The sequence below is a fragment of the Mycobacterium paraterrae genome (genome assembly GCF_022430545.2).
GTDB classification, from domain to species: domain Bacteria; phylum Actinomycetota; class Actinomycetes; order Mycobacteriales; family Mycobacteriaceae; genus Mycobacterium; species Mycobacterium paraterrae.
On record NZ_CP092488.2, the window covers coordinates 4,576,474 to 4,602,383 of the forward strand.

29 protein-coding genes are annotated in these 25,910 nt (G+C 65.0%); 12 read left to right on the plus strand and 17 right to left on the minus strand.

Features of this window, described 5'->3' with window-relative positions:
• Positions 1 to 54 precede the first annotated feature (54 nt).
• On the minus strand, positions 55 to 1,941 hold the full coding sequence (locus MKK62_RS22120; RefSeq protein WP_240263701.1) for a CocE/NonD family hydrolase: 1,887 nt from the start codon (positions 1,939 to 1,941) through the stop codon (positions 55 to 57).
• Positions 1,942 to 2,032: 91 nt separating this feature from the next.
• Here MKK62_RS22120 and MKK62_RS22125 point away from each other — a divergent pair, with 91 nt between their 5' ends.
• Positions 2,033 to 2,476: a nuclear transport factor 2 family protein gene (locus MKK62_RS22125; RefSeq protein WP_240263700.1), complete on the plus strand. Its 444-nt coding sequence runs from the start codon at positions 2,033 to 2,035 to the stop codon at positions 2,474 to 2,476.
• A gap of 35 nt (positions 2,477 to 2,511) precedes the next feature.
• On the opposite strand, the gene MKK62_RS22130 is transcribed toward MKK62_RS22125, so the two are convergent.
• The 9 genes from MKK62_RS22130 to bfr all read right to left on the minus strand — a co-directional run bounded on the left by MKK62_RS22130 (position 2,512) and on the right by bfr (position 10,896).
• Positions 2,512 to 2,742 (minus strand): hypothetical protein, encoded by a 231-nt coding sequence (locus tag MKK62_RS22130; RefSeq protein ID WP_240263699.1) that lies wholly within the window; start codon positions 2,740 to 2,742, stop codon positions 2,512 to 2,514.
• Between the two features lie 47 nt (positions 2,743 to 2,789).
• Complete coding sequence (locus MKK62_RS22135; RefSeq protein WP_240263698.1) at positions 2,790 to 3,833, minus strand: hypothetical protein; 1,044 nt, start codon at positions 3,831 to 3,833, stop codon at positions 2,790 to 2,792.
• A 125-nt stretch (positions 3,834 to 3,958) separates the two neighbouring features.
• Positions 3,959 to 4,399 carry an SRPBCC family protein gene (locus MKK62_RS22140; protein WP_240263697.1) on the minus strand — a complete coding sequence of 147 codons (441 nt, stop codon included), beginning with the start codon at positions 4,397 to 4,399 and terminating at the stop codon, positions 3,959 to 3,961.
• On the minus strand, positions 4,399 to 5,232 hold the full coding sequence (locus MKK62_RS22145) for a lysophospholipid acyltransferase family protein (RefSeq protein WP_240263696.1): 834 nt from the start codon (positions 5,230 to 5,232) through the stop codon (positions 4,399 to 4,401). The genes MKK62_RS22140 and MKK62_RS22145 overlap by 1 nt, the downstream gene beginning before the upstream one ends.
• Before the next feature lie 7 nt (positions 5,233 to 5,239).
• Positions 5,240 to 6,376, minus strand: a complete 1,137-nt coding sequence (locus MKK62_RS22150) for an amidohydrolase family protein (protein ID WP_240263695.1) — start codon at positions 6,374 to 6,376, stop codon at positions 5,240 to 5,242.
• Positions 6,373 to 7,725, minus strand: a complete 1,353-nt coding sequence (locus MKK62_RS22155; protein ID WP_240263694.1) for a type I glutamate--ammonia ligase — start codon at positions 7,723 to 7,725, stop codon at positions 6,373 to 6,375. Before MKK62_RS22155 ends, MKK62_RS22150 begins: the two co-directional genes overlap by 4 nt.
• Before the next feature lie 46 nt (positions 7,726 to 7,771).
• On the minus strand, positions 7,772 to 8,266 hold the full coding sequence (locus MKK62_RS22160) for a carboxymuconolactone decarboxylase family protein (RefSeq protein WP_240263693.1): 495 nt from the start codon (positions 8,264 to 8,266) through the stop codon (positions 7,772 to 7,774).
• Positions 8,238 to 10,379 (minus strand): MDR family MFS transporter, encoded by a 2,142-nt coding sequence (locus MKK62_RS22165; protein ID WP_240263692.1) that lies wholly within the window; start codon positions 10,377 to 10,379, stop codon positions 8,238 to 8,240. Before MKK62_RS22165 ends, MKK62_RS22160 begins: the two co-directional genes overlap by 29 nt.
• A 19-nt stretch (positions 10,380 to 10,398) precedes the next feature.
• Complete coding sequence (gene bfr / locus MKK62_RS22170; RefSeq protein ID WP_240263993.1) at positions 10,399 to 10,896, minus strand: bacterioferritin; 498 nt, start codon at positions 10,894 to 10,896, stop codon at positions 10,399 to 10,401.
• A 354-nt stretch (positions 10,897 to 11,250) separates the two neighbouring features.
• On the opposite strand from bfr, the gene MKK62_RS22175 reads away from it, so the two are divergent.
• Positions 11,251 to 11,433 carry a (2Fe-2S)-binding protein gene (locus MKK62_RS22175; protein WP_240263691.1) on the plus strand — a complete coding sequence of 61 codons (183 nt, stop codon included), beginning with the start codon at positions 11,251 to 11,253 and terminating at the stop codon, positions 11,431 to 11,433.
• On the opposite strand, the gene MKK62_RS22180 is transcribed toward MKK62_RS22175, so the two are convergent.
• From MKK62_RS22180 to MKK62_RS22195, 4 genes are read right to left on the minus strand one after another with little or no spacing between them, the layout of a single operon-like run.
• On the minus strand, positions 11,430 to 12,194 hold the full coding sequence (locus MKK62_RS22180; protein ID WP_240263690.1) for an enoyl-CoA hydratase/isomerase family protein: 765 nt from the start codon (positions 12,192 to 12,194) through the stop codon (positions 11,430 to 11,432). The two genes, MKK62_RS22175 and MKK62_RS22180, sit on opposite strands and share 4 nt — an antisense overlap.
• A complete protein-coding gene (locus MKK62_RS22185; protein ID WP_240263689.1) occupies positions 12,178 to 12,903 on the minus strand; it encodes an EthD domain-containing protein in 726 nt (241 codons plus the stop codon). The genes MKK62_RS22180 and MKK62_RS22185 overlap by 17 nt, the downstream gene beginning before the upstream one ends.
• A 9-nt stretch (positions 12,904 to 12,912) precedes the next feature.
• Positions 12,913 to 13,545 (minus strand): PaaI family thioesterase, encoded by a 633-nt coding sequence (locus MKK62_RS22190; RefSeq protein ID WP_240263688.1) that lies wholly within the window; start codon positions 13,543 to 13,545, stop codon positions 12,913 to 12,915.
• Positions 13,546 to 13,597: 52 nt separating this feature from the next.
• Positions 13,598 to 14,533 (minus strand): hydrogen peroxide-inducible genes activator, encoded by a 936-nt coding sequence (locus tag MKK62_RS22195; RefSeq protein WP_240263687.1) that lies wholly within the window; start codon positions 14,531 to 14,533, stop codon positions 13,598 to 13,600.
• A 106-nt stretch (positions 14,534 to 14,639) separates the two neighbouring features.
• On the opposite strand from MKK62_RS22195, the gene MKK62_RS22200 reads away from it, so the two are divergent.
• The 4 genes from MKK62_RS22200 to MKK62_RS22215 are packed head-to-tail and all read left to right on the plus strand — an operon-like array spanning position 14,640 to position 17,562.
• On the plus strand, positions 14,640 to 15,227 hold the full coding sequence (locus tag MKK62_RS22200) for a peroxiredoxin (RefSeq protein ID WP_240263686.1): 588 nt from the start codon (positions 14,640 to 14,642) through the stop codon (positions 15,225 to 15,227).
• Complete coding sequence (locus MKK62_RS22205; RefSeq protein ID WP_240263685.1) at positions 15,227 to 15,763, plus strand: alkyl hydroperoxide reductase; 537 nt, start codon at positions 15,227 to 15,229, stop codon at positions 15,761 to 15,763. The genes MKK62_RS22200 and MKK62_RS22205 overlap by 1 nt, the downstream gene beginning before the upstream one ends.
• Positions 15,764 to 15,787: 24 nt before the next feature.
• Positions 15,788 to 16,267, plus strand: coding sequence for a nucleoside deaminase (locus MKK62_RS22210; RefSeq protein ID WP_240263684.1), 480 nt, complete (start codon positions 15,788 to 15,790; stop codon positions 16,265 to 16,267).
• Complete coding sequence (locus MKK62_RS22215; protein WP_240263683.1) at positions 16,264 to 17,562, plus strand: alpha-amylase family protein; 1,299 nt, start codon at positions 16,264 to 16,266, stop codon at positions 17,560 to 17,562. Before MKK62_RS22210 ends, MKK62_RS22215 begins: the two co-directional genes overlap by 4 nt.
• On the opposite strand, the gene MKK62_RS22220 is transcribed toward MKK62_RS22215, so the two are convergent.
• Positions 17,559 to 17,990 (minus strand): DUF1810 domain-containing protein, encoded by a 432-nt coding sequence (locus tag MKK62_RS22220; RefSeq protein ID WP_240263682.1) that lies wholly within the window; start codon positions 17,988 to 17,990, stop codon positions 17,559 to 17,561. The genes MKK62_RS22215 and MKK62_RS22220 overlap by 4 nt on opposite strands.
• 18 nt (positions 17,991 to 18,008) lie before the next feature.
• Between MKK62_RS22220 and MKK62_RS22225 the strand changes: the two genes are divergently transcribed.
• The gene (locus tag MKK62_RS22225; RefSeq protein ID WP_240263681.1) at positions 18,009 to 19,256 is read left to right on the plus strand and encodes an alpha-hydroxy acid oxidase; all 1,248 of its coding nucleotides are present in this window, start codon (positions 18,009 to 18,011) and stop codon (positions 19,254 to 19,256) included.
• On the opposite strand, the gene MKK62_RS22230 is transcribed toward MKK62_RS22225, so the two are convergent.
• On the minus strand, positions 19,237 to 19,794 hold the full coding sequence (locus tag MKK62_RS22230) for a hypothetical protein (protein ID WP_240263680.1): 558 nt from the start codon (positions 19,792 to 19,794) through the stop codon (positions 19,237 to 19,239). The genes MKK62_RS22225 and MKK62_RS22230 overlap by 20 nt on opposite strands.
• A gap of 134 nt (positions 19,795 to 19,928) precedes the next feature.
• Positions 19,929 to 20,525, minus strand: a complete 597-nt coding sequence (locus tag MKK62_RS22235) for a TetR/AcrR family transcriptional regulator (RefSeq protein ID WP_240263679.1) — start codon at positions 20,523 to 20,525, stop codon at positions 19,929 to 19,931.
• A 198-nt stretch (positions 20,526 to 20,723) separates the two neighbouring features.
• Between MKK62_RS22235 and MKK62_RS22240 the strand changes: the two genes are divergently transcribed.
• The 5 genes from MKK62_RS22240 to MKK62_RS22260 are packed head-to-tail and all read left to right on the plus strand — an operon-like array spanning position 20,724 to position 25,861.
• The gene (locus tag MKK62_RS22240) at positions 20,724 to 21,386 is read left to right on the plus strand and encodes an HAD family hydrolase (RefSeq protein WP_240263678.1); all 663 of its coding nucleotides are present in this window, start codon (positions 20,724 to 20,726) and stop codon (positions 21,384 to 21,386) included.
• A gap of 53 nt (positions 21,387 to 21,439) precedes the next feature.
• Positions 21,440 to 22,666 (plus strand): sedoheptulose 7-phosphate cyclase, encoded by a 1,227-nt coding sequence (locus tag MKK62_RS22245; RefSeq protein WP_240263677.1) that lies wholly within the window; start codon positions 21,440 to 21,442, stop codon positions 22,664 to 22,666.
• Positions 22,659 to 24,038: an ATP-grasp domain-containing protein gene (locus tag MKK62_RS22250; protein WP_240263676.1), complete on the plus strand. Its 1,380-nt coding sequence runs from the start codon at positions 22,659 to 22,661 to the stop codon at positions 24,036 to 24,038. Before MKK62_RS22245 ends, MKK62_RS22250 begins: the two co-directional genes overlap by 8 nt.
• The gene (locus MKK62_RS22255; protein ID WP_240263675.1) at positions 24,039 to 25,103 is read left to right on the plus strand and encodes a D-alanine--D-alanine ligase family protein; all 1,065 of its coding nucleotides are present in this window, start codon (positions 24,039 to 24,041) and stop codon (positions 25,101 to 25,103) included.
• Positions 25,082 to 25,861: a TauD/TfdA dioxygenase family protein gene (locus tag MKK62_RS22260; protein ID WP_240263674.1), complete on the plus strand. Its 780-nt coding sequence runs from the start codon at positions 25,082 to 25,084 to the stop codon at positions 25,859 to 25,861. Before MKK62_RS22255 ends, MKK62_RS22260 begins: the two co-directional genes overlap by 22 nt.
• Positions 25,862 to 25,910 lie beyond the last annotated feature (49 nt).

The following is a 25,910-nucleotide window of genomic DNA, read 5'->3' on the forward strand; positions in this document are numbered from 1 at the left end:
ATTGAGTATCCCCCACAACCGGGCGCTCTGCCCGGATGACGGTGCCCCACTGCGTCAGTCGAGAGCGTTCGGGTCGGCGACCGGGATCAGCAGATGCGACGGCGTGGCGCCGCCCTGGTGCACTCGATATGTGCCGCCCGCGAGCGCTTTTCGCGCTGGCGCCGTCGGCACAAGGTGCGGGAAGTCGAACGTGGTCACTGTCAACCGCAGCCGATGGCCGGGTGCGAGCAGTGCAGCGGTCGGGAAGATCTCGATGTCATAGCGTGTCAATTCGCCGGGCACAACGGGCTTGACCGCCGCCCTGGTGCTGATGTGGTGGGGCTTGAGAACCGTGCCGTCGTCGAGGTACCAGGTGCGCTCGGGATCCAACTCGCGGTGCGAACCAAGCAGCGCGCCCTGGGTCAGGGGACGCGACGAGCCGTCGGGTCCCACGTCGTCGATGTGCGCGACAAACAGTGACTCGGTGGTATCGGCGGTGGCGTTCAACGTCAGTGTGACCGGTCCCGCGATCAGGGTCGGCGCAGTGAACACCTCGGTGGTGTAGGTCAGCGCGCCACGCTGCACGCGGCGGTTGTCTTGGTCGTAGCGGGTCTGCCCACCGCGCTGGCTGCGGATAAAGCTGGTCATGCCAAGCGTCCACTGTTCGACGCTGCGGCCGGCCACCGGGCCTCGGCCTACGTATTTGACTGTGGCCGTTGATGTCTCAGGCGCAGGGTCCGCGGTGAGCCGACCGCCGTCCGACAGGTAGAACCGGGTGGGCGTCGCTCGCTCGAGCGGATACCCCCGGACATGGAACCAGCGCGGACTGCCGATCGGCTGGAAGGTCAGCGGTGGCCCCGAGATCTGGGCTTCGGCGTCGTCGTTGAGCCAGTAGTCGAACCAGCGCAGTTGTACCGCCTGCAGGTGCAGGTTGCCGTACATCGTGACGTGATACCAGGGACCCATCATCAGCCGCAGGTCCTCGGAGACCGGCTGGCCGGGCCGCATGGGCTGCTCGTCGGGGCGCCCGGCGAACGCGTTCTGTAGCGCGGCGTAATTCAACGGCACTCCCCGCTGGAAAGCGTCGTGCCAGCCGCCGACCAGGAAAACTGCCACCTTGTTGGCGACGATCTGTGGGATCACCGTTGCCGGCCGTAGGTCCTTCCAGAACTCCTCGTCGAACGCTGTCTCCCCGCCGGCCACCGCGTCGGCGATCAACGGGCCGAAGTAGCCCCGCTGCGCGCGTCCGCGCTTGCGCACACCGGCGATGCCGCCGGCCCGCGGCCGGGGATGCTTGCCGCGATTGATCACCTCCAGCATCGGGTTCACGACGTTGAGGAGGTTGTAGACCCCGCCATAGGCGCGGATCGTGCGCAGGTGCGGTGCTCCGCCCATTGCCGCCGCATCGCGATAGAAGTCGCGGGCCGCCATCACCGGAAAGATCGCCTTGAGCGGTGAATTCGGCCCGACCGCCGCGGCGGTGAAGAGTTGGTTGATCGCCAGATACGACACTCCGAACATGCCGACCCGACCGTTGGCGTGTGGCAGTGTCGACGCCCACTCGACCAGCTCGACGCCGTCTTGGGCCTGCCGCTCGCCGAACATCTGGAACTCACCCTCGGAGACGCCGCAGCCCCGGACGTCGACCATCACCTCGATATAGCCGCGTTTGATCAGAAATGGGGTGGCGCCGCCGCCGATCTGCGCGGCGGGTGGCGGGGCCTTCTTGCCGTAGGGCGTCAGCGACATCAGTACCGGGAACGGTCCGGGCGCGGGCTCCCCGGTGACGAGGTCGGTCGGGTGATGAATGTCGACCCGAAGGTTGACGCCGTCGCTCATCGGTACCGCGACGTTGTGGTGAATGCCTACCCCGTACTGCGCCGCTCTGGGCGTCCACGGCGGCGACAACGGCGACGGGCTGGTTACTCGGGTGCGCTTGCGTCGTGATCGCAGCGTTGGCATCCACACCTCCTGGGAGCGTCGTTGCCTGCGCTGACTTTATGGATGCGCCGATCTTCGCCCAGCACGGGGGGTTGTCTGCGAGCCTTGATCCATGTCAGTTGACGATGCGGTGTTGGGTTTGTGGAAGGCGCTGTCAGGGCGTGACTGGGAAGCCGTGAAGACCTTCCTGTCCGCGGACTGCATCTACGTCGATATGCCCGTCGGACCGACGCTGGCCGCTCGAGGTCCCGACGACATCGTCAAGCGACTCAAGGTCGGCCTCGAACCACTGGCGGGCTACCGGAACCACGACGGGGTGCTCGTGTCGAACGGGGCCGACGCCATGTACGAGCATTCCGAGACGTGGAACTGGTCGAGCGGGGAAACCGCTGTGCTGCAATTTGTTTCGGTGCACCGCGTCGAAGACGGCAAAGTGACGCTGTGGAAGGATTATTGGGACATGGGCGGGCTGACCAACCACGCTCCGTCCACGTGGATGGAGGATCTCGCGACGGCGGACACCTCGTGGGTCTTCGACGCGACGGGGCTCATCTGAAATAACCGAATCGGCGACACACCGCCACGTCCGTTTCAGAGAAAACGTCGAGGTGGCTCAGGTGCTTCAGGCTTGTCGCCAAGAACTCGCGGCCGTTTGAAAAAGCAGGTAGCGGTAAAGGGTTTGGCCTGGTCCATTGCGAAGTTGACCATCTCCCAACGTTGCTCCCCCAGCGCATTCGCCTTGCGCATCATGTCATTGAGAGCATCGTCGCCCGTCGCCAGGAACCACGTGTATTCCCATTGCAGCTCGTCAGTCTCGCCCATCTCGCTACCCTAGAACAGACTTTGGAGTCGACCGCCCATCGGAACGGTTAAAACCGCCCCAGGATCGGCGTGAACGCGGCGTCGAAAGTCGTTCCGAAGGCACCGAAGTCGGCACCGAGCGAGCCCAGTATCGATGCCACGCTTTCGAACGCCTGAAGGTCTGTCAATCCTGTCCCGCCGCTGATCGCGTTGGCGAGCACTTGATCCGAGGCAAGCAGGGCCGCGTCGGCATTGAGCAGAGTCTGGTCGGCATTGGTGAACAACGCATTGGTCGCCTCGGTCACCAATTCGTACCCCGGCAGCGACGTACCCTGCGCTTGAGCGTCGACAACCACATTCTGAAGGTTCAGAATCACCGCTTGAATCTGCTCCTGAGACCCGACGATTTCCGTCGAGGTGGAGACCAGCGACGCGAGGTCAGAGGGTTGGCCGGACACGTCGATTCCGCCCAACACCGAGTTGGCCTCAGTGAGGTCAGCAGTTGCTTCGCTCAGCAACGTGGCTGGGTCGGTGGCGGCGGGGGCCGCCGCGCTGGCGGCTATACCCGGGTCGATCACGTTGAAGTCAATAGTGCCGCCGTCGAAGATGGTGGAGAGGCCGGCGTTGAGCTCGGCGGGTAGAACCTGGAAGATCTCGGCGTTAAGGAAGCCGAAGCCGGCCTCGAGTCCGGTCAGCTTGTCGGACAGCGACTCGGTGGTGCTCAGGGGTAGGTCGCCTGTGTTGACGGCGTTCACGAACTGCTGGCTTGCCGCCACCAGCTCTCCCGATGCGCTCGACAGCTGCTGATCGGCGTTGACCAGTTGCGAGCTGGTCTGCAATGCCTCTGAGAAGGTGTCCTGCTGGGTCTGGATCTGGGCGATCAGTTCTTCCTGTCCCTCGAAACTCGAGAGCAGTCCCGCAGCTGACGGCAGCGACGAGGAATCGAGCCCGGAAAACAGCGTCGATACCTGCGCCATGTCGTCCTGCGCCTGCGACAGGAAAAGGTCGATGGTGTCAGCCCGGGCAACCGACGTCCCCATCAGCGCCGCGACGACGGCCGCTCCACCGGCAACACCCACACCGGCAACCCAGCGCCGACCACCATCCACCATCGGGACTCCCACACTCTTGGCGCTCGGGCCGAGCGACACTGAGACACGCTCAGCGTAAGTTAAGCTCACGCTCAAACAGGCTGGCGCAAGCCAAATTCCAGCAAGTTCACAGCGATCGAGCGAAATCAGCCGCCGAGTTCGGCGAGCACCTTGAGCCTCTTGAGGGTGTCGGATGCGATGCGACCCACCTGGCCCACCGCGACCCGGTCGGCGATGTAGCCCCAGAAGCCGCCCGGCGCCTGATACGACAACCGGAACGTCACTTTCGTCTTGCCGTCCCCCGCGTCGCGCAACCGGATACGGCCCCTCATGTTCACCCCGGTAATGCCCACCCAGGCCAGATCGCGCGGGTCGTCGAACTCGACGAACTCGATCAGCCCGCCGACCGGAACCGAGCCGATCTTCCAATGGACAAGGTAACGAGCGCCGACGCCCGGCGGCTGATCGTTGGCGCTGTCCCAACGCTCCAGTCGCGTCATGAACGACGGATAATTCTCCGGGTCACTAACGATCTTCCACACCGTGTCGCGATCGGTGTCGATGACACAGCGGCGTTCGACGCGCATCAGCCGATCACCGGGAAACGCCGCCGCGCGGCAAGGCGGTCTACCCCGCCTTGCAGGCTGGCCATCACTTTGTCGTGAACGGCCTGATCGTCGCCGTCGACCTCGATGGGATGCTGAACTTCGATCGAGATCTTGGTGGGCAGCGGGATGTGGCCCGCCAGGTCACTGACATTGAGACCCCACGGCAGCGCCAACGAGATCGGAATGCTCTTGAGCCGCAGCACTTTGTCGGCCCGCAGCAGCTTGGCCAGCCACTGCCCGCGAGACAAGAACAACGCGGCTTCCTGACCTCCCACGCTGGCCACCGGCACGATCGGCACCCCGGCCTCGCGCGCCAGCTTCACGTAGCCCATTCGTCCGTCGAAGTCGACCTTGTGCCGCTCCCACGACGGCCGAAAGACCTCGTAGTCGCCGCCCGGATAGACCAGCAGTGCCGCCCCGGACTCCAAAGCGAGGCGGGCGTTGTCGTGGTTGGCCGCCACGGTTCCGAACTTCCGCAACCATCCCAGAGGCGGCGCGGAGACGACGAGATTGTGGGCCAGTTGATAGAACGGCCGTTCCACGCCGAAGTATGAGCAGAACGCGAGCGTGAATACGAAAGTGTCAGGAGGCACGTTGCCGCCGCTGTGGTTGCCGACCAATAACACCGGGCCCTCTGCGGGAATACGATCGAGATGTTGCACGTCGGCACGGAAATACAGGGAAGCGAACAACCACGTCATGGGCAACTGTTCGCGAATGTAATCGGGATCGCGCTGGTCAAGGTCAGCTTTAGGGACCCGCGATGTCACTTGCTCGCGGGCCCACTCCAGCGCCTCTGCTAGACCGGCCATTTTGCCTCTATACCCTGGTGCCCTCGTCCTTAATCGCCAGCCGGTAAAGCCGGGCCGCATTCTGGTAAGCAATCAGGTCGACCACCCGCATCGCGTCGGCAAGGCTCCAGTCGCCGTTGTCGACGAAGCCACTCAGCGCTCGATGGATTCCGTTGCGCCACAACGCTGCTCCGAGGTAATGCAGCTCAGCCGGGCCGAACCCGTCCGACGAGTAGACGATCTTGCGAAACGGCGCCAGTTCGAGCAGCCGGGCGATGAATGCGGGGGCTCGGGCACCTAGGTGGTTGATGCTCAGGCCGCCGTCGAGATACACGTTGTTGAATGCCTGAGCCAGGTAACCGGCCTCCCGTTCGTAGGGGTAGCAGTGCAGCAGCACGACCGGAGTTTCGCCAGCTTCGCGTAGAAAGTCCCGCAGATACAGCGGGTTGGCTTTGCGCAGGTCGCATTCCCGGTCGCCGAAGCCGACATGGAACTGCAGCGGTTTTCCTACCCGTAGCGCCTGATGCAGGCCGTAGCGAAGCAGCACTCGATCGGTGAGTCGAACGCCGCCAGTATCACGCCACCTGGCGGCGGCCACGGTGACTTCGGTCGCCGACGGCTCGGTCAGGTCACCGTCGAATCCGCCACGGTAGGCCAGGATCGACTTGGTGCCGGCAGCGCCGGCGGCTCGCTCACTCAGGATGCGTTCGAACTCCGATGCGTAGTCACCTGGCGAAACCGCCGCTTGTTCGGCCACCTGTTCGAGCCGAACCACCTCGTGCGCCCGTCCGAGTGACCAGTCGGCCACGTGGCCGATGTCGGCGACGCCCTCGGCGTATCCGGTGTCGACCAGCCAGTCGCTCACGCCGGCAGCGGGTAGGAAAATCTGCGCGAGTTCAGCCTCGGAGAACTGGTTGCGGCGATGCCAATAGTCCCGCGGCTCGGCATGTTTGGACAGGCCCAAGAGCGGCGCGCAGTGGGCGCGGATGGCGAAGCCAAGTTGGGTGTCGAAGCCCGAGTCGAAATCGGCGAGGGGTTCGGTGTTGGCCTCGTTGAGGGCATTCTCGAACCGAGCCCTGTCCCCCGCCGCCGACCAGCACCCATGCATGTGCTGGTCGATCAGTCGCACGCCGGCGATGTGCTCGGCCAGCGCTGCGGCCGTCATACGCTCCAGGCCATCCGAAACTTGTCGGCGAGCTGTTCGCGATTGAGGTGGGCGTAGTTGTCGTGCTCGAAGCGCCGGACCGCCACCGTGGCGTCGACCGCGGCATCGCCCAGGATGGCGCGTACTAGCTGCGACTTGTCCAGCGCCGCAATCACCTGCGGCTGCGACGTGGACAGCAGCTCGATGCCCGCTTTGTCCCGGTCGGTGTCGCTGAGTGTCGCCGGGTCGACCTTGACCTCCTGCGGCAACACCGCATTGTGCTCGATGCCGTCCAACGCCAGGCCGAGGATCACGGCGGCCGCGAAGTAGGGGTTGGCCGACGGGTCGACCGCTTTGACTTCGACGTTGCCGCCGTAGGGGCTGCCAGGCCCACCGGCGACGAATCGTACTGCGGCTTCGCGGTTCTCGGTGCCCCAGCAGACGTAGGTTCCCGCCCAGTTACCCGGATGCAGTCGCAACCCCGAGACGATCGAGCCGCAGAGCAGCCCTTGAGCCTCGGGCAGTCCGCGTAGCAGTCCCGCGATGGCGCTCTCGCCGCTGCTGGTCATCCCGTGTGCCCCAACCCCGTCGGAGAACAACGGGCCGGCCGCGTTGCGGAGCGAGAAGTGTTGATGGGCACCACATCCGGCGTCGCCGACGAATGGTGTCGGTGAGAGGCTCACCCGCATGCCGTGCCGGCGGGCGATTCGGCTGACGATGATTCGGGTGAGCACCAGCTGGTCGACCGACGCAACGGGTGACTGCGGTGTCAAGGAAATCTCGAATTGATTGGTTCCGTACTCCGGATGCAGTTGCTCGATTCCGATGCCAGACAGCGACGTCGCCGCGATGACGTCCCGGACGAAGGCCTCGTGCTCCAGCACACCGGCCAAGCCGTACTGCGCCCACACGGTTGACGGCAGCGGGTGCCCGTCCGCCTGAACGAGAAGGAATTCGAGTTCGTGACCGACCAACGCCTCGAGGCCCGCGTCGGCGAGCGCCGACTCGATACGTCCGAGCGCCGTGCGACTGCATTCCGCGACCGGCGCGCCGTCCTGTTCGAAAAACGAAGCGGGCGCCCAGGCGAGCCCGTCGCCGAGAATCCGCAACGCCGACAAATCAATTCGAACCCGTTGATCGCCTATGACGCCGATGTGGTCGGTAAAAGCGATACCGGTGTGGTCGATAGCGAACGCGTGCCATACCGGGCTGGCGCCGAGCCCCGGATCGGCGAACGCATTGGAGCGGCGGATGGGAACGGTCTTGGCCTGGGTGAGACCGGCCGGATTGGTCACCGTGCCGATGACCGCGTCGACTCCCTCGGCCTCGAGTTGGGCGATGGCCGCGGCGGCGAGCGGTGTGGTTGTCATCTACCGGGAAGACGAAAGTTGGCCCCGGACTACTGAACTCGGCTCCTCAAACCCGGCTGGGAAGGGTGAGCGTGCACGACTGGGCGATGTCCAGGGTACGCAGAACGCGTCCCATGCCGACCCATAGTGCACACGACAACGCGAGGTCGGCAAGCAGTTCCTCGGAGAAGTGCTCGCTGCAGCGGGCCCAGAAATCCTCGTCGTCACGCAGCACCGTGTGCTCGGTGGCGAACCGGTAGGCGAACTCGGCCGCGAGACGTTCCTGGTCGCTGTATCCGGGCCAGGTGCGCCACTGGTCAGCGTGGGTGTAGAGGTCTTCGTCGACGCCGTTGGCGATCCCGTCCCCATCGCGGGTATTGACGCACACCTCGCACTCGTTGCTATGCGCGATAACCATTCGCGCCAGCTCGCGCGTTCGCATCGGCAACCGGCTGCGGTTGTACACCGCGTCGCTGAACGCTCCGATTGCGCCGCCCAACTCTGGCGACTTCGAAATCCAGCCTGCGAGGTCGTCATCTGCGAAGGTTCCGATTCGGCTCATGGCTGGATGCTACGCCCGGACCGGCTGGTGGAAGGCCGACCCGAAGTTTCTGGGTGGCAAGCTCCGAGACTCGGGGCTCGTCGTCGTCCCACCCGGGTTGGCCGACGATGCGGTGGGTGATCCGGTTGAGCGCGGCCTCGACCTGAGCCCGGTCGGGTCGGCCTTCGTATCTCGGCGAGCGGCTGAGCTTGTCGATGACCCACCCCTGCAGCAGCGACGAGACGAAATCGACCTCGCGGACCCCGGACGGGGTGAGCCAGAGTCGGTCGATGTCGCGCTGTGCGTAACCGCCGTGAACCAACCGGTCGAACGTCGGCTCGAGCACCTCGTAGGGGATCCCGAATTGGTCGGCGATGTCGGTGATTCGGGCGATTCCCAGGGCTCGTTGATACCGGTTGATCCGCAACAGCGCCCACAACTCGGCGACGTCGAGCCTGCAGTCGGGTCGCATGGCGATGCTGCGCAGCCGCATACCTGGCTCAACCCGCATCAGGCGGCCAATCGCGGTTTCCAGCATGTCGTCCGGGGTCTGCGTGCTCGGCATCGCGAAACCGTCGCCGAGATCGGCCGCGCTTTGGCCGATGTCACGCAGCGGCACCTCACGCAGGAACAGCGCTAATGCGAAGCCGACCACTGCGACCGGGACCGCCCACAGGAACACCTGGGTCAGCGACGCGGCGTAGGCGGCGACGATCGGCGCGGCTTGCGCGTGCGGCAGTCGGTGCAGCGCCTCCGGTGAACTGGCCGCGGCCGGAGCCGCATGCGACGCCAGCAGCGCCGGACCGATGCGACTATGCAGAAAGTTGGTGAACAACGAGCCGAAGATCGCCGCGCCAAACGAGCTGCCGATGGTCCGGAAGAACGTCACCCCCGACGTCGCGACGCCCAGATCCTCGAACCTCGAGGTGTTCTGCACGATCAGCACCAGTACCTGCATGCACGACCCGATCCCGGCGCCGAGGATGAACAGATAAATTGATTGGACCAGCGCCGATGTGGACGGGTCCATCCGCGACATCAGGAAGAAGGCCAGCGCCATCACCGCCGTACCGGCGACCGGGAAGATCTTGTAGCGTCCGGTGCGGCCGACCAAGACACCGCTGCCCATCGACGTCGACAGCATGCCCGCCACCATCGGCAGCGTGCGCAGACCCGACGTGGTCGCCGACACCCCGTCGACGAACTGCATATAGGTGGGAAGAAAGGTCAGTGCGCCCAGCATGGCGAACCCAACCACGAAGGACAGCACGCAACACACCGCGAAGACCGGATTGGCGAACAACCGGATCGGCAGGATCGGGGCCGATTCCGGCCCGGACGCTCGGCTTTCGACCCAGACGAAGAGGCCCAGCGCCACCACGGAGGCGACGAACAACCCGATGATGGTCGGCGAACCCCACGGATAGGTGGTCCCACCCCAGCTGGTCGCCAGCGTCAACCCGGTCGCGCCCAAACCCACGAAGAGGATTCCGGCATAGTCGATGACCGGTTTCGCCCGCGCAGCGAGCGCCGGAATCGCCGCCGCGGCAACGAAAAACACCACGACCGAGACCGGCACGTTGACCCAGAATGCCCATCGCCAAGTCAGGTGGTCGGTGAAATACCCGCCGAGCAGCGGGCCGATCACGGTCGTCACGCCGAACACCGCACCCAGCGCGCCCTGATAGCGGCCGCGATCGCGTAGCGGAATCACCTCGCCGATCAGCGCGGTCGCGGTGACGGTGATGGCACCGCCACCGATGCCCTGCAGCGCGCGGGCGCCCACCAGCATGGTCATCGACTGCGCGAGCCCGCACAGCACCGAGCCGGTGACGAAGAACGTCACCGCCGCCTGGAATATCCGCTTGCGGCCGAACAGGTCTCCGAGTCTGCCCACCAGCGCGGTGACAATCGTCGATGCCAGTAGATAGCTGGTGACCACCCACGACTGATGTCCCGCCCCGCCGAGGTCGGAGACGATCGTGGGCAATGCGGTCGCGACGATGGTCTGGTCGAGCGCCGCCAGCAACATGCCCAGCACAATTGCCAGGAAGACGAAATTGCGTTGCCGCGGGCTGACCAGCGCACCGCTGGTCTCCGGTTCAGGTGGGGTCGTGCTCTGCGCTCTCGTCATACGCAGCAGCTATACCCGCTCAGTTGCCGGCTTGACCTGTCGACGGCGGGCGGGAGACGCACTGAGCCGAGTACAGCTCTTCGCCGAGCTTGTCCATCAGCTGCAGCTGAGTCTCCAGGTAGTCGACGTGGTTTTCCTCGTCAGCAATGATGCCCTCGAGCAGGAATGCGCTGGTCGAGTCCTGTTTTTCCCGGCACATGATGACGCCCGGCTTGAGACGGTTGAGCACCTCGTACTCAATCGCCAAGTCGGCCTCGAACTGCTCGCGCAACGTCTGGCCGATGCGCAGGGAGAAGAGACGCTGATAGTTCGGCAAGCCGTCCAGCAGCAGGATGCGGTCGGTGATCGCCTCGGCGTGGCGCATCTCGTCGAACGACTCGGCGCGGGTGTGGCCCGCCAGTTCGGTGAATCCCCAATTCTCTTGCATTTTCGAATGCAGAAAATACTGATTGATCGCGGTGAGCTCGCTGGTCAATTGCTCATTGAGCAGACGTAGAACGTCCGGGTCGCCTTGCACCATTACTCCTCGTCTAGATTGCCGCAGCGCATGTCGGGGTTACGCTACCGCAGGTCAAAACCCTTGTCACCGAAGGTAATACTCACTTCGGACAGCATCCCCTAACTAATTCGAGCTAACGCGGAACAACATTTCACGGTGCCGCGCACAAATCCGCCGCGACGCGCCCGGCGCAAATGTCTCTACAAGGCCGAGCCGATTTCTGGGCGACCGACGCGGTGGGAACCCCGCGCTCGGCGCCGTGCGCCGCCCGACCAACCCGAGAAGTTAGGTTAGCCTTTACGAACCTAGTTAGGTTAGACTCGGCTAATACGTAGTTCGGATGGTCGTCGGCGACAAGGGCGGGAGGTTCGCGTGTACGTCTGCCTCTGCGAGGGTGTCACCAGCCAAACCGTCTCCGAGGCGGTCGCCAGTGGGGCGTCGACGTCCAAAGAGGTCGCGGCACGATGCGGGGCGGGACTGGACTGCGGGCGTTGCCGACGCACTGTACGCGCGATCATCGAGGCCGCCGCTCAACTGCAGCCTACCGGCACCTAGCGCTCGGCTCGCCGCTTGGCGGTGAAGTCCGCGAGGGCCTCCGCGTTCGCCTGGCCACCCAAAAGCTTTGCAAAGTGGGCGTTTTCGCGTTCCGTCGCTGCCGCGATGTCGGGCAGGGTGGGCTCGACGATGGACTGCTTGACCGCGATCAAACTCGGAATCGAGCGGGCGGCCAAAATGTCGGCGTATCTGCGGGCCTCGACCAGCAACTGCTCGGGCTCGCACACTTTCCACACCATGCCCATGGCGAGCGCCTCCTGCGCGCTCACCCATTCCGACGACATCAGCAGCCAGGCGGCGTTCTGCCGGCCGATCAACCTGGGCAGCAGATACGACGACGCCGCCTCCGGCGCCACGCCCAAGCTGGTGAACGGGCACTTCAGCCGGGCCGTCGAAGACATGAAGACCAGGTCGGCGTAGCCGAGGATGGTCGTGCCGATGCCTACACCGACGCCGTTGACCGCGCAGACGAGCGGCTTGGGAAACCGGGTCAGGGCGTCGATCATCTCGGTGAACTGTGAGCCCTGGTTGGCCATCGCCGGGTCGGTGATCCGGGCCTGCATCTCCTTGAGGTCATTGCCGGCACTGAACGCGCGACCGGCCCCGGTCAGGAGCACGACCGCGACGCCCGGGTCATCCGCGGCTTCGCGCAGCGCCGCGGCGGTGGCTTCGTAGAGCGCTTCGTTGAACGCGTTGAGTGCGTCTGGCCGATTCAGGGTGAGGGTGCGAACCCGATTGTCATCGTCAATTTGCAGTATCACCGGCATCTCCTCGGGTGTGGAACGGTGTGGTCAGCACGTAGCGGCTTGTCGGTATGGTGTCGATATTCGCGTTGGCGCCGAAAGCTGTTGTGCTCGCGACCATTCGGGACAGGCGCTGTTGTAGGTCGGCGTCGTCTGCCGCACCGAAGAATGCCTTCAGATCAGCGATTGCCTCGATCGGGAACAACTCCTCGACGATGCCGGCCAGCCGCGGCGCGTCGGGGGTCAGGGCGCGCACGACCGCATTTTGGGTGTAGCCGAAGGTCGACTGAGTCTCGATAGCCACCGGCGTGTGATCGTGTTGCCAGCGCCGCAGCCAACTGTCATAGTCCAGCTCGGGCGGCCGGCGCAGCAACGCGATGTTCGCCAGACCCGTTGTGCGCCGACCTAATTCGAGCGGCGCAAGAAGCGGGTTCGATTCGGTGACCAAATAGGCGGCAAGTTGGTCACACTCAGCGGCCAGCAGACGCAGCGCCTCGCCGATCTGCTCTCCGTAGCACTGCTGCGTCCAGATGCTGACGACGGCCGCACCGGGCGGGTCGAGCGTCGTCAGCGTCATCATCGAGTGAGTCACCGCGGCGTCGCGGACGTTGACGGCTAGGCCGGCGACTCCGAGCGCCAGGATCGCCTCGGCGACCGGCCCCCGCTGCCGTTGGCACCAGTTCTCGTCGTGGTCGGCGACTCGCAGTAGCGCCACTACTTTCTCCATGGTCGGGACCTATTCCGAGCGGTCGCGCGCCCAGCGCGGTTCGATGAATACGCCTTCGGCCTCGACGGTGACGCCCTGGTCGTCGGCCAGGTGGCCGACGGCGTAGGTCTTGACCCCTTCGGTACGGATGATGCGGGCCTCGGCATGCAGGTCCCCGAGTCGGGTGGCCCGCACATAGCGGAAGTTGATCGTGCCGGTCAGCCGGGGATTGATGCCGTCGCTGGCGGCATCGCCCAACACGTGATCCAGCACGAGCGCGGCGACTCCGCCATGGACGTGTCCGGGCGGCCCCTCGTATGCGGCGCCGAGGTGGAATTCGCAGACCGACGCGCCCGAGTCGTCGTGGCGGATCTGTATCGGCGGCGCGAGGGGGTTGCGGATCCCGATGACGGCATTGCCCCACGCCATCCGCTCGCCGGTGGCGAGGTAGCGCACTCCGAAACTGCCGTCGGTCTGCCGGCGGCGCAAGCGCGCAGTGGCCGAGTCGATTTCGGCTTTCGCGGCCGCCACGGCGTCGGCGTCGACTTCGGTCCTGATCGTTGCGTCGATCAGCGCTCGCACCGACTCGGCCAACGGTTCATAGACAGCCCGGAGCTGTTCGACATCCGCGGCGCTGAGGTCCTCCAGGGTGAAGTCCAACATCCAGCGAAACTAGAACACGTTCACTTCGGCCCCAGGGTCGGGGTGGTCATGGCTACATAGCCGGGCGTACGTACTGGTCGGCGGCGAGCAATTCGCTCATCAGCGCGGCGAGTCGGCGATACGGCCCTTCACGTCCACTCGACGTGCGGAACACCAGTCCGATCCGGCGGCCGGGTCGTGGGGTGGCGAAGTAGGCCAGGCCCAGACGGCTCCGTACGGTTTCGACGGGCACCGCGCTCTGCGGTATCAACGTCACGCCCAGCCCGCCGGCCACGCACTGCACCGCGGTGGCCAGTGAGGCGGCCCTGGTGTTGGCCAACTCCCCCTGTACGCCCGCTGTGCGGCATACGTCGAGCGCCTGATCGCGTAGGCAGTGACCTTCGTCGAGCAACAGCAGCGGCAGCTCGGCCAGCGCGGCCGGCGACACGCGCTTCTTGCCAGCCAGCGGATGGCCGGGCGGCAGGGCCAGCACGAAATCTTCGTCGTAGATCGCGATTTCGGTCATGCCGGTGGCGTTGGCCGGCAATGCGATCAGCGCGGCGTCGACAGAACCGTCGCGCAGGCCGGTCAGTAGCCGTTCGGTTTGGTCTTCGATCACGCGCAGCACCAGGCCAGGCAACCGCTCGTCGAGTCCGGCCAACAGCGTGGGCAGCACGTAGGGCGCCACAGTCGGGATCAGACCGAGCCGGATGGTGCCCTGCAGCGGGTCGGCCGATCCCGCGGCCGCCGCCGTGAATGCCGCCGCCGCCTCGATGACGGCCTGTGCCTGCGGCAGCAGCGCACGGCCCTCGAGCGTGAGGAAAACTCGACGGGTGGAGCGCTCGACCAATCGCACGCCCAGGCCGGTTTCCAGCGCCGTCAGGGCCTGTGACAGCGTCGACTGGCTGACACCGAGAGTTGTTGCTGCGCTACCGAAATGCTGCTTCTCGGCGACCGCGACGAAGGCTCGCAGACCGGCGATGGTCGGTTGATAACTCTTATCGGTCATGCCTATCAGTCTAGTGGGAAAGATCACCTTTCATTCAAAGTGTGGTTCGGGCATGCTGGAGAAGCAGAATCTTGACCAAATCCAAAACTTGAGATGGAGGAGCCGCATGGCATTGCTGACTATCGGCGACCAGTTCCCGACCTACGAGCTGACGGCGTTGATCGGTGGCGACCTGTCCAAGATCGACGCGCAAGGGCCCGAAGACTACTTCACCACGATCACCAGCGGCGACTTCGAGGGCAAGTGGCGGGTGGTGTTCTTCTGGCCAAAGGACTTCACTTTCGTCTGCCCGACCGAAATCGCGGCGTTCGGCAAATTGAACGACGAGTTCATCGACCGCGACACCCAGGTGCTTGGGGTTTCGGTGGACAGCGAGTTCGTGCACTTCCAGTGGCGCGCCCAGCACGAGGACCTCAAAAGCCTTCCGTTCCCGATGCTTTCGGACATCAAGCGGGAGCTGGTGGAGGCCACCGGTGCGCTGAACAAGGACGGCGTTGCCGACCGCGTCACCTACATCGTCGACCCGAACAACGAGATCCAGTTCGTCTCGGTGACCGCCGGTTCGGTGGGTCGCAACGTCGACGAGGTGCTCCGAGTGCTCGACGCGCTGCAGTCCGACGAGCTGTGCGCGTGCAACTGGCGCAAAGGTGACCCGACACTGAACGCCGGCGAGTTGCTCAAGGCATCGGCCTGATGAGTATTGACACCCTGAAAGAGTCACTGCCCGAGTACGCCAAGGACCTCAAGCTCAACCTCGGCTCGATCAGCCGAAGCACCGTGCTCAACAGTGAGCAGCTCTGGGGCACGTTGCTCGCCAGCGCCGCGGCGACCAGAAACACACAGGTGCTGACCGAGATTGGCGCCGAGGCCGCCGACGAGTTGTCCGCAGAGGCGTACCAGGCAGCGCTGGGCGCCGCCTCGATCATGGGCATGAACAACGTGTTCTACCGCGGCCGCGGATTCCTCGACGGCAAGTACGACGACCTGCGCCCGGGGCTGCGGATGAACATCATCGGCAATCCGGGGGTAGACAAGGCGAACTTCGAGTTGTGGTCGTTCGCTGTCTCGTCGATCAACGGCTGCGGGCATTGTGTGGCCGCTCATGAGCACGCCCTGCGCGAGGCCGGCGTCGACCGCGACGCCATTCTCGAAGCGTTGAAGGCCGCGGCCATCGTCGCCGGCGTCGCCCAGGCGATCACCACCGCCCAAACGCTCACGCCAGCCGGATAGCCGTCGCCCGTAGACTCCGGGCTTGTGGTCGTCAACGACGTCGACGTGCGGCATTTGCGACGCTGCATCGAGCTTGCCCGCACCGCACTGGAAGCCGGACACGGTCCTTTCGGTGCGGTGCTGGTCGGCGCCGACGGGCGCACGCTGTACGAGGATCACAACCGTGTCACCGACCGCGACCAGACCCTGCATGCCGAGCTCGGCGTCGTCCGCTGGGCCGTCGCGAATATGGCTCCAGTGCAACGCGTTCGCGCCACCGTGTATACGTCGTGCGAACACTGCCCGATGTGCGCGGCAACGCACGCGTGGGCCGGCCTCGGGCGCATCGTCTATGTGAATTCGAACGATCAACTGATCAGGTGGCTCACCGAACTGCGCGCACCGGCACCGCCGGTCGCGATGCTGCCGGTGCACACGGTCGCGCCTCGAATCGTGGTGGATGGCCCGGCACCCGAACTCGAGGAGGAGATCAAAACGCTGTATGAGACCAGGTACCGGCGATGAGCGAACCGGCTTGGGTCGAGCATGTGATCTGGTGGCACGTCTATCCCCTGGGATTCGTCGGCGCCTTCCCCGCCGCCACTGCTCCGGGCCCGCAGGAACATCGGCTGCGCCGGATCGTCGAGTGGTTCGACCACGCGATCGAGCTGGGCGCCTCCGGGATCGCGCTCGGACCGATATTCGCCTCACGCACCCACGGCTACGACACCACCGACCACTACCGGATCGACCCACGCCTCGGTGACGACGACGACTTCGACCACCTGATCGCCGAGGCGCGACAGCGCGGATTGCGGGTGCTACTCGACGGGGTGTTCAACCACGTCGGCGCCGACTTCCCGCGCTATCGACAGGCATCCACTGACGACACGGCAGCGCGCTGGTTCCGCGGCACACCTGGCCGGTTTCACACCTTCGAGCGCCACGAGGGTCTGCTGACGCTGAACCACGACAACCCCGAAGTGGTCGACTACACCACCGACGCGATGGCGCACTGGCTCGCACGCGGAGCCGACGGCTGGCGGCTCGACGCCGCTTATGCTGTGCCGCACTCCTTCTGGAGGGCGGTTCTGCCGAAGGTGCGCCAGTTACATCCGAAGGCCTGGTTCGTCGGGGAGCTGATTCACGGCGACTATGCCGCGGTGGTGCGCGACGCCGGATTCGACTCGGCCACCCAGTACGAGTTGTGGAAAGCGATCTGGAGCGGACTCAACGACGGCAACTTCTTCGAGCTGAGTCACGCGATGCAGCGCCACAACGACTTTCGACAGACGTTTGCGCCGCTGACCTTCATCGGCAACCACGACGTCACCCGTATCGCCAGTCAGCTCGAACGCCCGGAACACCTCGCCCACGCGCTTGTGGTCCTGATGACCGTGGGCGGCGTGCCCAGCATCTACGCTGGTGACGAACTGGGCTATCGCGGGGTCAAAGAGGAGCGGTTCGGCGGCGACGATGCGGTTCGGCCCGAATTCGGCCCTCCCCCAATCCCACTCGACGAACGCGGGGTGGCCACCTGGGCGCTGCATCAGTACCTGGTCGGCCTGCGTCGACGACACCCGTGGCTGCACTCCGCGTCGACTTCGGCGCTGCAGTTGGACAACCGGCAGTTCGTGTATCGGGCAAGCAACGGCGACCGGGCGTTGATCGTCGCACTCAACATCGACGACAAGCCCTTACAGGTGCGGCTCGATTCCGGCTCGGCGGAAGTCGTCGCCGGCAGCGGCGCGCCCCCGCAGGAAGTGATCCGGGAGTTGACGGTCGAGCCGCACGGCTGGCGGATTCTGCAGCCCGTCTAATTCAGGCGCTGCAGCGTCAGCGGGTCCTCCTCGCCGTCGTAGAAGCGGTTGAGCAGGGTCAGGAAGTCCTCATTGTCGGATGTGGCGTGGGCGAACAATGTCATCGAGGAGCGCACCTTCATGTCGTCGGGCGATCCGAAGATCTGGCCGATCGAGCGCCCGCGCACGGCGTTGACCAGTTGCGTGCATTCGCGCAGCCGCGGCCCTAGCAGATCGTGGCGCAGGTAGGCCCGCGCTTCGTCCAGCGACGTGATCGCGTAGTGAGCTGCGGTCGCGCTGCTGCCTAGCCCGGCGATCTGCGGAAACACGAACCAGATCCAGTGGGTGCGTTTGCGCCCAGCCCGCAACTCGTCGACCACCTGCCCGTACACCGGGGCCTGCGCATCGACGAACCGCTGGAGATTGAAGGGGTCGCTTGCGGTTTCCATATGACCTACGGTGGCACAGTGGTCAAACGGCGAGTGCCGAGAGCGCGCGACCTGGCGCCACTCATCCGTTTCCGCAAGCCGCGGCTCGACCGCGTGCAGCGTCGTCTCGACGATGCGCTGACCATCGACGACCTGCGCCGCCTGGCCAAGCGCAGAACGCCCAGAGCTGCCTTCGACTACACCGACGGCGCCGCCGAGGACGAAATATCCATTGGGCGGGCACGACAAGCGTTCCGCGACATCGAATTTCACCCGACGATCCTGCGCGACGTCAGCCATGCCCGCACGGACTGGCAGGTGCTCGGCGGTTCGGTCGCCCTCCCGTTCGCCATCGCGCCGACAGGCTTCACCCGACTGATGCACACCGACGGCGAAATCGCCGGCGCCCGAGTCGCCGCGTCGGCCGGGATCCCCTTTTCGCTGTCAACGCTGGGCACGGCGTCGATCGAGGATGTGGCGGCGGCTGCACCGCACGGCCGTAAATGGTTTCAGCTCTACATGTGGCGTGACCGCGAGCGGTCGATGGCGCTGGTCGAACGCGCCGCCCACGCGGGATTCGACACCCTGCTGGCCACCGTCGACGTGCCCGTCGCCGGTGCGCGACTGCGCGACGTCCGCAACGGGATGTCGATTCCACCGGCGCTGACGCTGCGCACCGCACTCGACGCCGCATGGCGGCCCCGCTGGTGGTTCGACCTGCTGACCACCGAGCCGCTGTCGTTCGCGTCACTGGATCGCTGGTCGGGCACGGTCGGCGACTATCTGGATTCCATGTTCGACCCCAGCCTGACCTTCGACGACCTCGCGTGGATCAAGGCCCGGTGGCCGGGCAAGCTCGTCGTCAAAGGCATCCAGACTCTCGATGATGCACGGGCCGTGGTGGAACTCGGCGTCGATGGCATCGTGTTGTCCAATCATGGTGGCCGACAACTGGATCGGGCGCCGGTGCCGTTCCACTTGTTGCCGACGGTGGCTCGCGAGCTCGCCGGACGCACCGAGATCCTGGTCGACACCGGCGTGATGTCCGGGGCCGACGTCGTCGCCGCGGTCGCGCTCGGCGCGCGCAGCGTCTTGATCGGCCGGGCCTATCTCTACGGGTTGATGGCCGGCGGCGAGGCAGGCGTGCGCCGCGCCGTCGAGATCCTGTCCGCGCAGCTGATCCGGACGATGAAGCTACTGGGCGTCAGCAGCCTGGAGGAGCTGCGCCCCACACACGTGACTCAGCTACGCCGGCTCGCGCCGGTGGTCAATGATGCGTCGACATGAACAGGTAGTAGCTGACGTAGGCCACCACGAACAGCGCCACGAGCACCACTGAGGTTGCCCGCTGGCTGTTGGTCTGGGCCCGATGGTGTGGTGTGCAGGTCGTGACCGGAAAGCCGAGCGTGGTGAGGATTTCAGCGGCTGGGCCTTGGCCGCCGGGATCGATATTGACCTGACCTCGTCGACGGACCAGTAGCTCGACGGTCAGCGGGTAGGACGGCACGTCCTCGTCGTTGGCCGGTACCAGCCCGCCGTGGTGGCTGTGGCGGCTGGTATCCATCGCCGGCCTGATGTAGGCGTGCTCGATGTCTCCGCGTAGAGCGAGCGGTGCGTCGTCGGCGTAGACACCGTTCTGATCGACGTACAGATCGACCGGTGCCCGTTGTGGTACCAGCGCGCACGACAGCGCTCGCGGGTAGACGGCGACGAACCCGACCAGGATCGCCGCGGCCGCAAGCAGTTTGGTCGGGCCCGGCACCACCGCGATGGCGGCGACCAGCAACACCGACGCGGCGACCGAGCCCCCGATCACTGACTTCACCCGAGGGCTTGTCCGCATGAGCGTCGCGTGTCCGCGAAACATGAAACATGAATTTACGCGCCTCACCGACAACTTTGGCCACTTTGGCGAAGCGCACGCGGAGCTCAACCGTGGTCGGGAACGGTTCGCGAAGGTTAGGAACGTTGCGCGGCGTTCGCGGATTGCGCGCTACGCAGCACGATGTCGACGGCAGCGGCTATGACGTCGTCGCCGGGCAACGAGCCGTACATGATGGACGGACACGCGACGACGCCGGTGAGCATCGATACCGCCGCTTCGAGTTCGGCGCCGTCGAGCAGTGCGGCCAGCATCGCCCGCAATGGGCCCTGTCCTGAACTATTGATCGCGTCGCGGATCTCCCGCATCTCCTCAACCGAGGCCCACTGGGCCATACCGGTCAGAATGCGGTCCAGACGCATCTCGGTGATGCCGCCCCGAAAGGCCGTGAGCTCGCCGATCAGGTCGCTGCGAAGGTCGCCGGTTTGTTCGTGATGCGGCAACTCGCCGAGACCGTCGAGCGCGAGCGCAATCAACTCGACCCGGGACGGCCAGTGGGTGTACAGCGTGGTTTTGGAGTAGCCGGCCAACTCGGCCACCCGCGCGTGGGTGACCGCGTCAGAGCCCTCGCCGGTCAGCACCTCCAGGGCAGCCCGTGCGACGTCCGCTCGGGTGCGAGCCACCCGCGCGTCTTCGCTCGCGGCGAGCGGCTTATCGCCCGTACCGGGTGCCATCAGAGCACTCCACCTTTGCGCTGGCCGTATTGAAGTTGAACCGCCTCAGAGAAATTAGCCGATGAAGACCTGATTCGGTAATGAATGATCTAGTCACTATTGGACGTTTAGACCATTAGTGTACTGGGAAACGGGTACCGTACGAGTTGGTCAGATAGCCGGCTCGGCCTGCCTACCCGTCCCAGCAGAAAGAAGCCCATGCCCGCCATCCTGTTTGGTTCCATCAGCACCCTCGTCGACACCTCGGAACTGCAGCGTCGAGCCTTCAACGAGGCGTTCGAGGCTCACGGCCTTGATTGGCACTGGTCGCAGCCGGACTACGTCGCCATGCTCGACTCCAACGGCGGCGCACAACGTATCGCCGACTACGCCGAAGCGCGCGGCGAAGAGGTCGACGCCGATGCGGTGCACGCCACCAAGTCACAGATCTTCCAAGAATTGCTGTCAAGCGCCGGGCTCAAGACGCGCCCCGGCGTCATCGAGACGGTCAACGAGGCCAAGCGTCGCGACGTCAAACTCGGCTTCGTCACCACGACGACTCCAGAGAACGTCTCTGCGTTGCTGGCGACGTTGAGTCCTGAACTCGGCGCCGACGCCTTCGACCTGATCGTCGACCGTGACGCCGTGCCTAATCCGAAACCGAACGCCGACGTGTACCGGTTCGCCCTCGAGCAGCTCGGCGAAGATGCGTCGTCGACCGTCGCCATCGAGGACAACGTCGGCGGAGTTGCCTCGGCATCCGCCGCCGGCGTGAAATGCATTGCTTTCCCCAACGAGAACACCACTGACGGAGACTTCGCCGACGCCACCGAAACCGTCGAGACCCTCGACGCGGAACAACTGGTGGCCCTTGTCGCCTGATCGCCCGTCGCATTGTCGAGTTCGAAAAAACCCTAAGCAGCAAGGACTTAGTCATGAGTGATTTACAAGCGCGTGTCATCAACCGCCCCAGGGCGTTTCACGTCGAAGGCTACGAAAAAATCGAGTACGACCTGATCTACGTCGACGGCGTATTCGGCGCGGAAAGCACGGAATTGGCCGACACCTACCGGGCATACGGTCGCGTGTTGATGGTGGTCGACGAGGTCGTCTACCGGTTGTACGGCGACCAGATTCGTTCGTACTTCGACCGGCACGATATTGATCTGACTGCGCTGCCAGTGCACATCCGTGAGACCGCGAAGTCGCTGGAAACCTTCGAAAGCATCGTCGAGCGTTTCAACGAATTCGGCCTGGTCCGCACCGAGCCGGTCCTCGTGGTGGGAGGCGGCTTGATCACCGACGTGGCGGGATTCGCCTGCGCAAGCTACCGGCGCAACACCCCATACATCAGAATTCCGACGACACTGATCGGACTCATCGACGCCAGCGTGTCGATCAAAGTCGCGGTGAACCATGGAAAACACAAGAACCGGCTCGGCGCCTACCACGCCTCGCAGAAAGTGCTGCTTGACTTCTCGTTCCTGAAAACGTTGCCAGAAGATCAAGTTCGCAACGGAATGGCCGAGCTGATCAAGATCTCCGTCGTCGGCAACACCGAGATTTTCGAACTGCTCGAAGAACACGGCGTCGACCTGCTGCACACCAGGTTCGGCCACCTGAACGGCACGCCCGAATTACGTGCTGTCGGAGAACGTCTGACCCATCAGGCAATCGCGACCATGCTCGAACTCGAGGCGCCCAACCTGCACGAGATCGACCTCGACCGGGTGATCGCCTTCGGACACACGTGGAGCCCGACCCTGGAACTCACCCCACCCGACCCGTTCTTTCATGGACATGCCATCAACATCGACATGGCGTTGTCGACGACCCTGGCCGAGCAGCGCGGTCACGTGTCGGTCGACGATCGAGACCGGGTTTTGGGATTGATGAGCGACCTCGGTCTGGCGCTGGACAGCGAATACCTGACGCCGGAACTGCTCAGCGACGCAACGGCCGCCATCCTCAAGACGAGGGACGGCACGCTGCGGGCAGCGGTGCCGGCACCGATCGGGCACTGCCTTTTCCTCAACGACGTCACGGTCGACGAACTCGCCGACACGTTGGTGTTGCACCGGAAACTGTGCGAAGACTATCCGCGTGGCGGTGACGGGATCGACATGTTCACCTCCACGACCTACGGCGGTCCTCGTGAGTGACGTTGTGCCGCTGCGACATCCGCCGAACAAGTCGCCGTCGGCCGGGGACGGCGGTCACCGGTCGTCGGCGCGGCGGTTCGGCGTGATCCGAACGCTGGCGACACTGGCCGGGCTGATGGTGACGCTGCCGATCGACGCACTGGTGGTGGCCGTCGCGCTGGCCCGGCGCGCGCGGCCGCCCGCGGCGGCGCCGAGCACCACATACCCCCAGACGGTCATGATCACCGGCGGCAAGATGACCAAGGCGCTGCAGCTCGCCCGGTCCTTCCACTGCGCCGGTCATCGAGTGATCCTGGTCGAGTCCGAGAAGTACCGGTTCACCGGGCACCGGTTCTCCCGGGCGGTCGACGCGTTCTACTCCGTCCCCGAGCCAACCGCGCCGGGCTACGAGCGTGCGCTGTTCGAGATCGCCCGCTACGAAGCGGTCGACACCGTCGTTCCGGTGTCCAGTCCGGCGTCCAGCGTCCAGGACGCGAAAGCTCGCTACCTGCTGGACGAAATCTGCGAAGTGGTACATGCATCCGAAGACGTCGTCCGCATGCTGGACGACAAAGCAGACTTCTCGAAAGTTGCTGTCGCGCAGGGCCTACGCGTGCCGGACTGGAAGCGGGTCACCGACCCCAAGCAAGTTCGCGACTTCGACTTCCCCGCCGGGCGCGACTACGTGCTCAAGCGGATCGCCTACAACCCCGTCGGTCGGCTCGAACTGCCCCGATTATCGGCGCGAACGCCGCAGCGCAACGCCGCGCTGGCGCAGTGGCTGTCCATCTCCGAGGACGACCCGTGGATCATGCAGGAATTCATCGAAGGCCGCGAATACTGCACGCATGGCACCGCAGTCGACGGACGCCTCCAGGTGTACGGTTGCTGTGAGTCGTCGGCCTCCCAACTCAACTACGCGATGGTTGACAAGCCCGAGATTCGTTCGTGGGTAGAATCTTTCGTCACCGGCCTCGGTGTCACCGGCCAGTTCTCCTTCGACTTCATCGAGGCCGCCGACGGTCAGGTATACGCCATCGAGTGCAACCCGCGCACCCACACGGCGGTCACCATGTTCTACAACCACCCGCAGCTGGCGTCGGCCTATCTAGAGCCGGACGGCCCCGTCATTACGCCCATGCCGGATGCGCGGCCCACGTATTGGATCTACCACGAGGTGTGGCGCCTGCTGACACAGCGGGATCGGCGCGCGCGGCTGAGGAGCATCGTTCACGGCAAAGATGCGATTTTCGCCGCGTGGGATCCGTTGCCGTACTTTATGGTTCACCACCTTCAAATCCCTGCGCTACTGATCGACAATCTGCGTCGTCGGCGGAGCTGGGTCAAGATCGACTTCAACATCGGCAAGTTGGTCGAGCAAGGGGGCGACTGAATGCCGGCCCCTGCCAGGCCGTTACGCATCCTGCACCTCATCGGCTCCGCGTTTGACGACTTCCACGCCGATCTATCCCGCCTATACGCTGGTGCATGCCTGAACGCCGTCGCTGAATCAGTGGATTACGTAGCCCTGATCGCGTACGTCTCACCCGACGGATCATGGCGCTTCCCAGCCGAACTGAGCAACGAGGCAATCCAGCGAGCTCCGGCCGTCAGCCTTGCGGACGCCGTTGGCCATATCCGCGCGCTCGGAGTAGACGTGATGGTCCCGCAGATGTTCTGCCGACCCGGCATGACGACTTATCGGGCGCTGTTCGACGAACTCGGCATTCCCTACCTCGGCAACTCGGCCGAGGTGATGGCCACGGCCGCCGACAAGGTCGCCACCCGCAGGGCGGTTGCCCGCGCGGGCGTCGCGATCCCCGACGCCGAAGTGCTGCGAGCCGGCGACCGGCCGACACTGACGTTTCCGGTGGTGGTAAAGCCCGTCGACGCCGACAACTCGGTTGCGGTGTCTCTGGTGCGCAGCTTCGAGGAATACGGCCCCGCCGCCGCGTCGGCGCTCGCCCACAGCGATACCGTCCTCGTCGAGGCCTACGTCGAACTTGGCCGAGAAGTGCGGTGCGGCATCGTCGTTCGCGACGGCGAACTGATCTGCCTGCCGCTCGAAGAATATGCCGTGGACCCCGACGCCAAACCGATCAGATTGTCATCGGACAAACTGGCCCGTACCGACAGCGACGAGCTGTATCTGGTCGCCAAAGACCCGACACGAGCATGGATCGTCACCGACGATGACGTCCTCACCGAACGGGTCTGGGACCTCGCGCGTCGCTGCCATCGCGCCCTGGGCTGCCGGCACTACAGCCTGTTCGACTTCCGCGTCGACCCAGACGGGCGGCCGTGGTTTCTTGAAGCCGGACTGTATTGCTCCTACGCGCCCAACAGCGTGATCGCCGTAATGGCCGCGGCGGTCGGCATCGACGTTCGCCGATTGTTCGACATCGGTTTAGCGGAGCTGCAACGCGAGGGGCTGCCGTGCTTGGCGTCGCAGCGCTGACCCCGGTCGGTGCCCGCCTGACCGGCATTCGGGTCGACACCCTCGACGAGGGCGCGGTCGCGACGGTCCGGCGGGTGCTCAGCGAGCACGGCGTCATCGTGCTGCCCGGTCAGCACGTCGACGACAACAGCTTCCTGCGCTTCCTTCGCAGCTTTGGACCGATGATGTTCACGGTCGGTGAGACTCCGGTGCCGGGATACGGCGACCTCAACCTCGTGAGCAACGTCGGCAGGACGAGGCCGCCGCGCTCGACGTTCCACACCGACACCAGCTATGTGCGCACCCCGCCGGCCTACACCGCGTTGCGGGCCGCCGTGGTGCCCAAGCGGGGCGGCCAGACGCTGTTCAGCAATCAGTACGCGGCGTACGAGTCGTTGCCACCGCGGGTACGTCAGCAGCTGGATGGCCGCAGCATCACCCATGTGGTGACGGGCCTGAGGCTCTGCCCCGGCGAAGAGACGTCGGCCGCTCATCCCATCTTTCGGGTCCATCCGATCTCTGGCCGCACATACCTCTACATCTCCACCCCGACGCGGTGTGCCGAGGTGAGCGGCATGTCGGCGCGGCGCGCAGCCGACGTCGTCGCATACCTGTTCTCACACTCGACCCGTGACGACAACGTCTACCGGCACTCGTGGGCCGCTGGCGACGTCGTCATGTGGGACAACCGGTGCGTGCTGCATCGAGCCGACCACACCGGCGTCGTCGGGGACCGGGTGATGCACCGCGGCATGGTCGCCGACGACTTCCGGGAATGAATTGGACCTAGTCCAGGTTGAGCGCATCAGGCTTAACTTTGGAGGAATG

What these genes read in the sequence shown, in the direction of transcription:
- MKK62_RS22120 (WP_240263701.1), bottom strand. Translation starts at nt 1,941, where the DNA reads ATGCCAACGCTGCGATCACGACGCAAGCGCACCCGAGTAACCAGCCCG.
- MKK62_RS22125 (WP_240263700.1), top strand. Translation starts at nt 2,033, where the DNA reads ATGTCAGTTGACGATGCGGTGTTGGGTTTGTGGAAGGCGCTGTCAGGG.
- MKK62_RS22130 (WP_240263699.1), bottom strand. Translation starts at nt 2,742, where the DNA reads ATGGGCGAGACTGACGAGCTGCAATGGGAATACACGTGGTTCCTGGCG.
- MKK62_RS22135 (WP_240263698.1), bottom strand. Translation starts at nt 3,833, where the DNA reads ATGGTGGATGGTGGTCGGCGCTGGGTTGCCGGTGTGGGTGTTGCCGGT.
- MKK62_RS22140 (WP_240263697.1), bottom strand. Translation starts at nt 4,399, where the DNA reads ATGCGCGTCGAACGCCGCTGTGTCATCGACACCGATCGCGACACGGTG.
- MKK62_RS22145 (WP_240263696.1), bottom strand. Translation starts at nt 5,232, where the DNA reads ATGGCCGGTCTAGCAGAGGCGCTGGAGTGGGCCCGCGAGCAAGTGACA.
- MKK62_RS22150 (WP_240263695.1), bottom strand. Translation starts at nt 6,376, where the DNA reads ATGACGGCCGCAGCGCTGGCCGAGCACATCGCCGGCGTGCGACTGATC.
- MKK62_RS22155 (WP_240263694.1), bottom strand. Translation starts at nt 7,725, where the DNA reads ATGACAACCACACCGCTCGCCGCCGCGGCCATCGCCCAACTCGAGGCC.
- MKK62_RS22160 (WP_240263693.1), bottom strand. Translation starts at nt 8,266, where the DNA reads ATGAGCCGAATCGGAACCTTCGCAGATGACGACCTCGCAGGCTGGATT.
- MKK62_RS22165 (WP_240263692.1), bottom strand. Translation starts at nt 10,379, where the DNA reads ATGACGAGAGCGCAGAGCACGACCCCACCTGAACCGGAGACCAGCGGT.
- MKK62_RS22185 (WP_240263689.1), bottom strand. Translation starts at nt 12,903, where the DNA reads ATGGAGAAAGTAGTGGCGCTACTGCGAGTCGCCGACCACGACGAGAAC.
- MKK62_RS22190 (WP_240263688.1), bottom strand. Translation starts at nt 13,545, where the DNA reads ATGTTGGACTTCACCCTGGAGGACCTCAGCGCCGCGGATGTCGAACAG.
- MKK62_RS22195 (WP_240263687.1), bottom strand. Translation starts at nt 14,533, where the DNA reads ATGACCGATAAGAGTTATCAACCGACCATCGCCGGTCTGCGAGCCTTC.
- MKK62_RS22200 (WP_240263686.1), top strand. Translation starts at nt 14,640, where the DNA reads ATGGCATTGCTGACTATCGGCGACCAGTTCCCGACCTACGAGCTGACG.
- MKK62_RS22205 (WP_240263685.1), top strand. Translation starts at nt 15,227, where the DNA reads ATGAGTATTGACACCCTGAAAGAGTCACTGCCCGAGTACGCCAAGGAC.
- MKK62_RS22215 (WP_240263683.1), top strand. Translation starts at nt 16,264, where the DNA reads ATGAGCGAACCGGCTTGGGTCGAGCATGTGATCTGGTGGCACGTCTAT.
- MKK62_RS22220 (WP_240263682.1), bottom strand. Translation starts at nt 17,990, where the DNA reads ATGGAAACCGCAAGCGACCCCTTCAATCTCCAGCGGTTCGTCGATGCG.
- MKK62_RS22235 (WP_240263679.1), bottom strand. Translation starts at nt 20,525, where the DNA reads ATGGCACCCGGTACGGGCGATAAGCCGCTCGCCGCGAGCGAAGACGCG.
- MKK62_RS22240 (WP_240263678.1), top strand. Translation starts at nt 20,724, where the DNA reads ATGCCCGCCATCCTGTTTGGTTCCATCAGCACCCTCGTCGACACCTCG.
- MKK62_RS22245 (WP_240263677.1), top strand. Translation starts at nt 21,440, where the DNA reads ATGAGTGATTTACAAGCGCGTGTCATCAACCGCCCCAGGGCGTTTCAC.
- MKK62_RS22255 (WP_240263675.1), top strand. Translation starts at nt 24,039, where the DNA reads ATGCCGGCCCCTGCCAGGCCGTTACGCATCCTGCACCTCATCGGCTCC.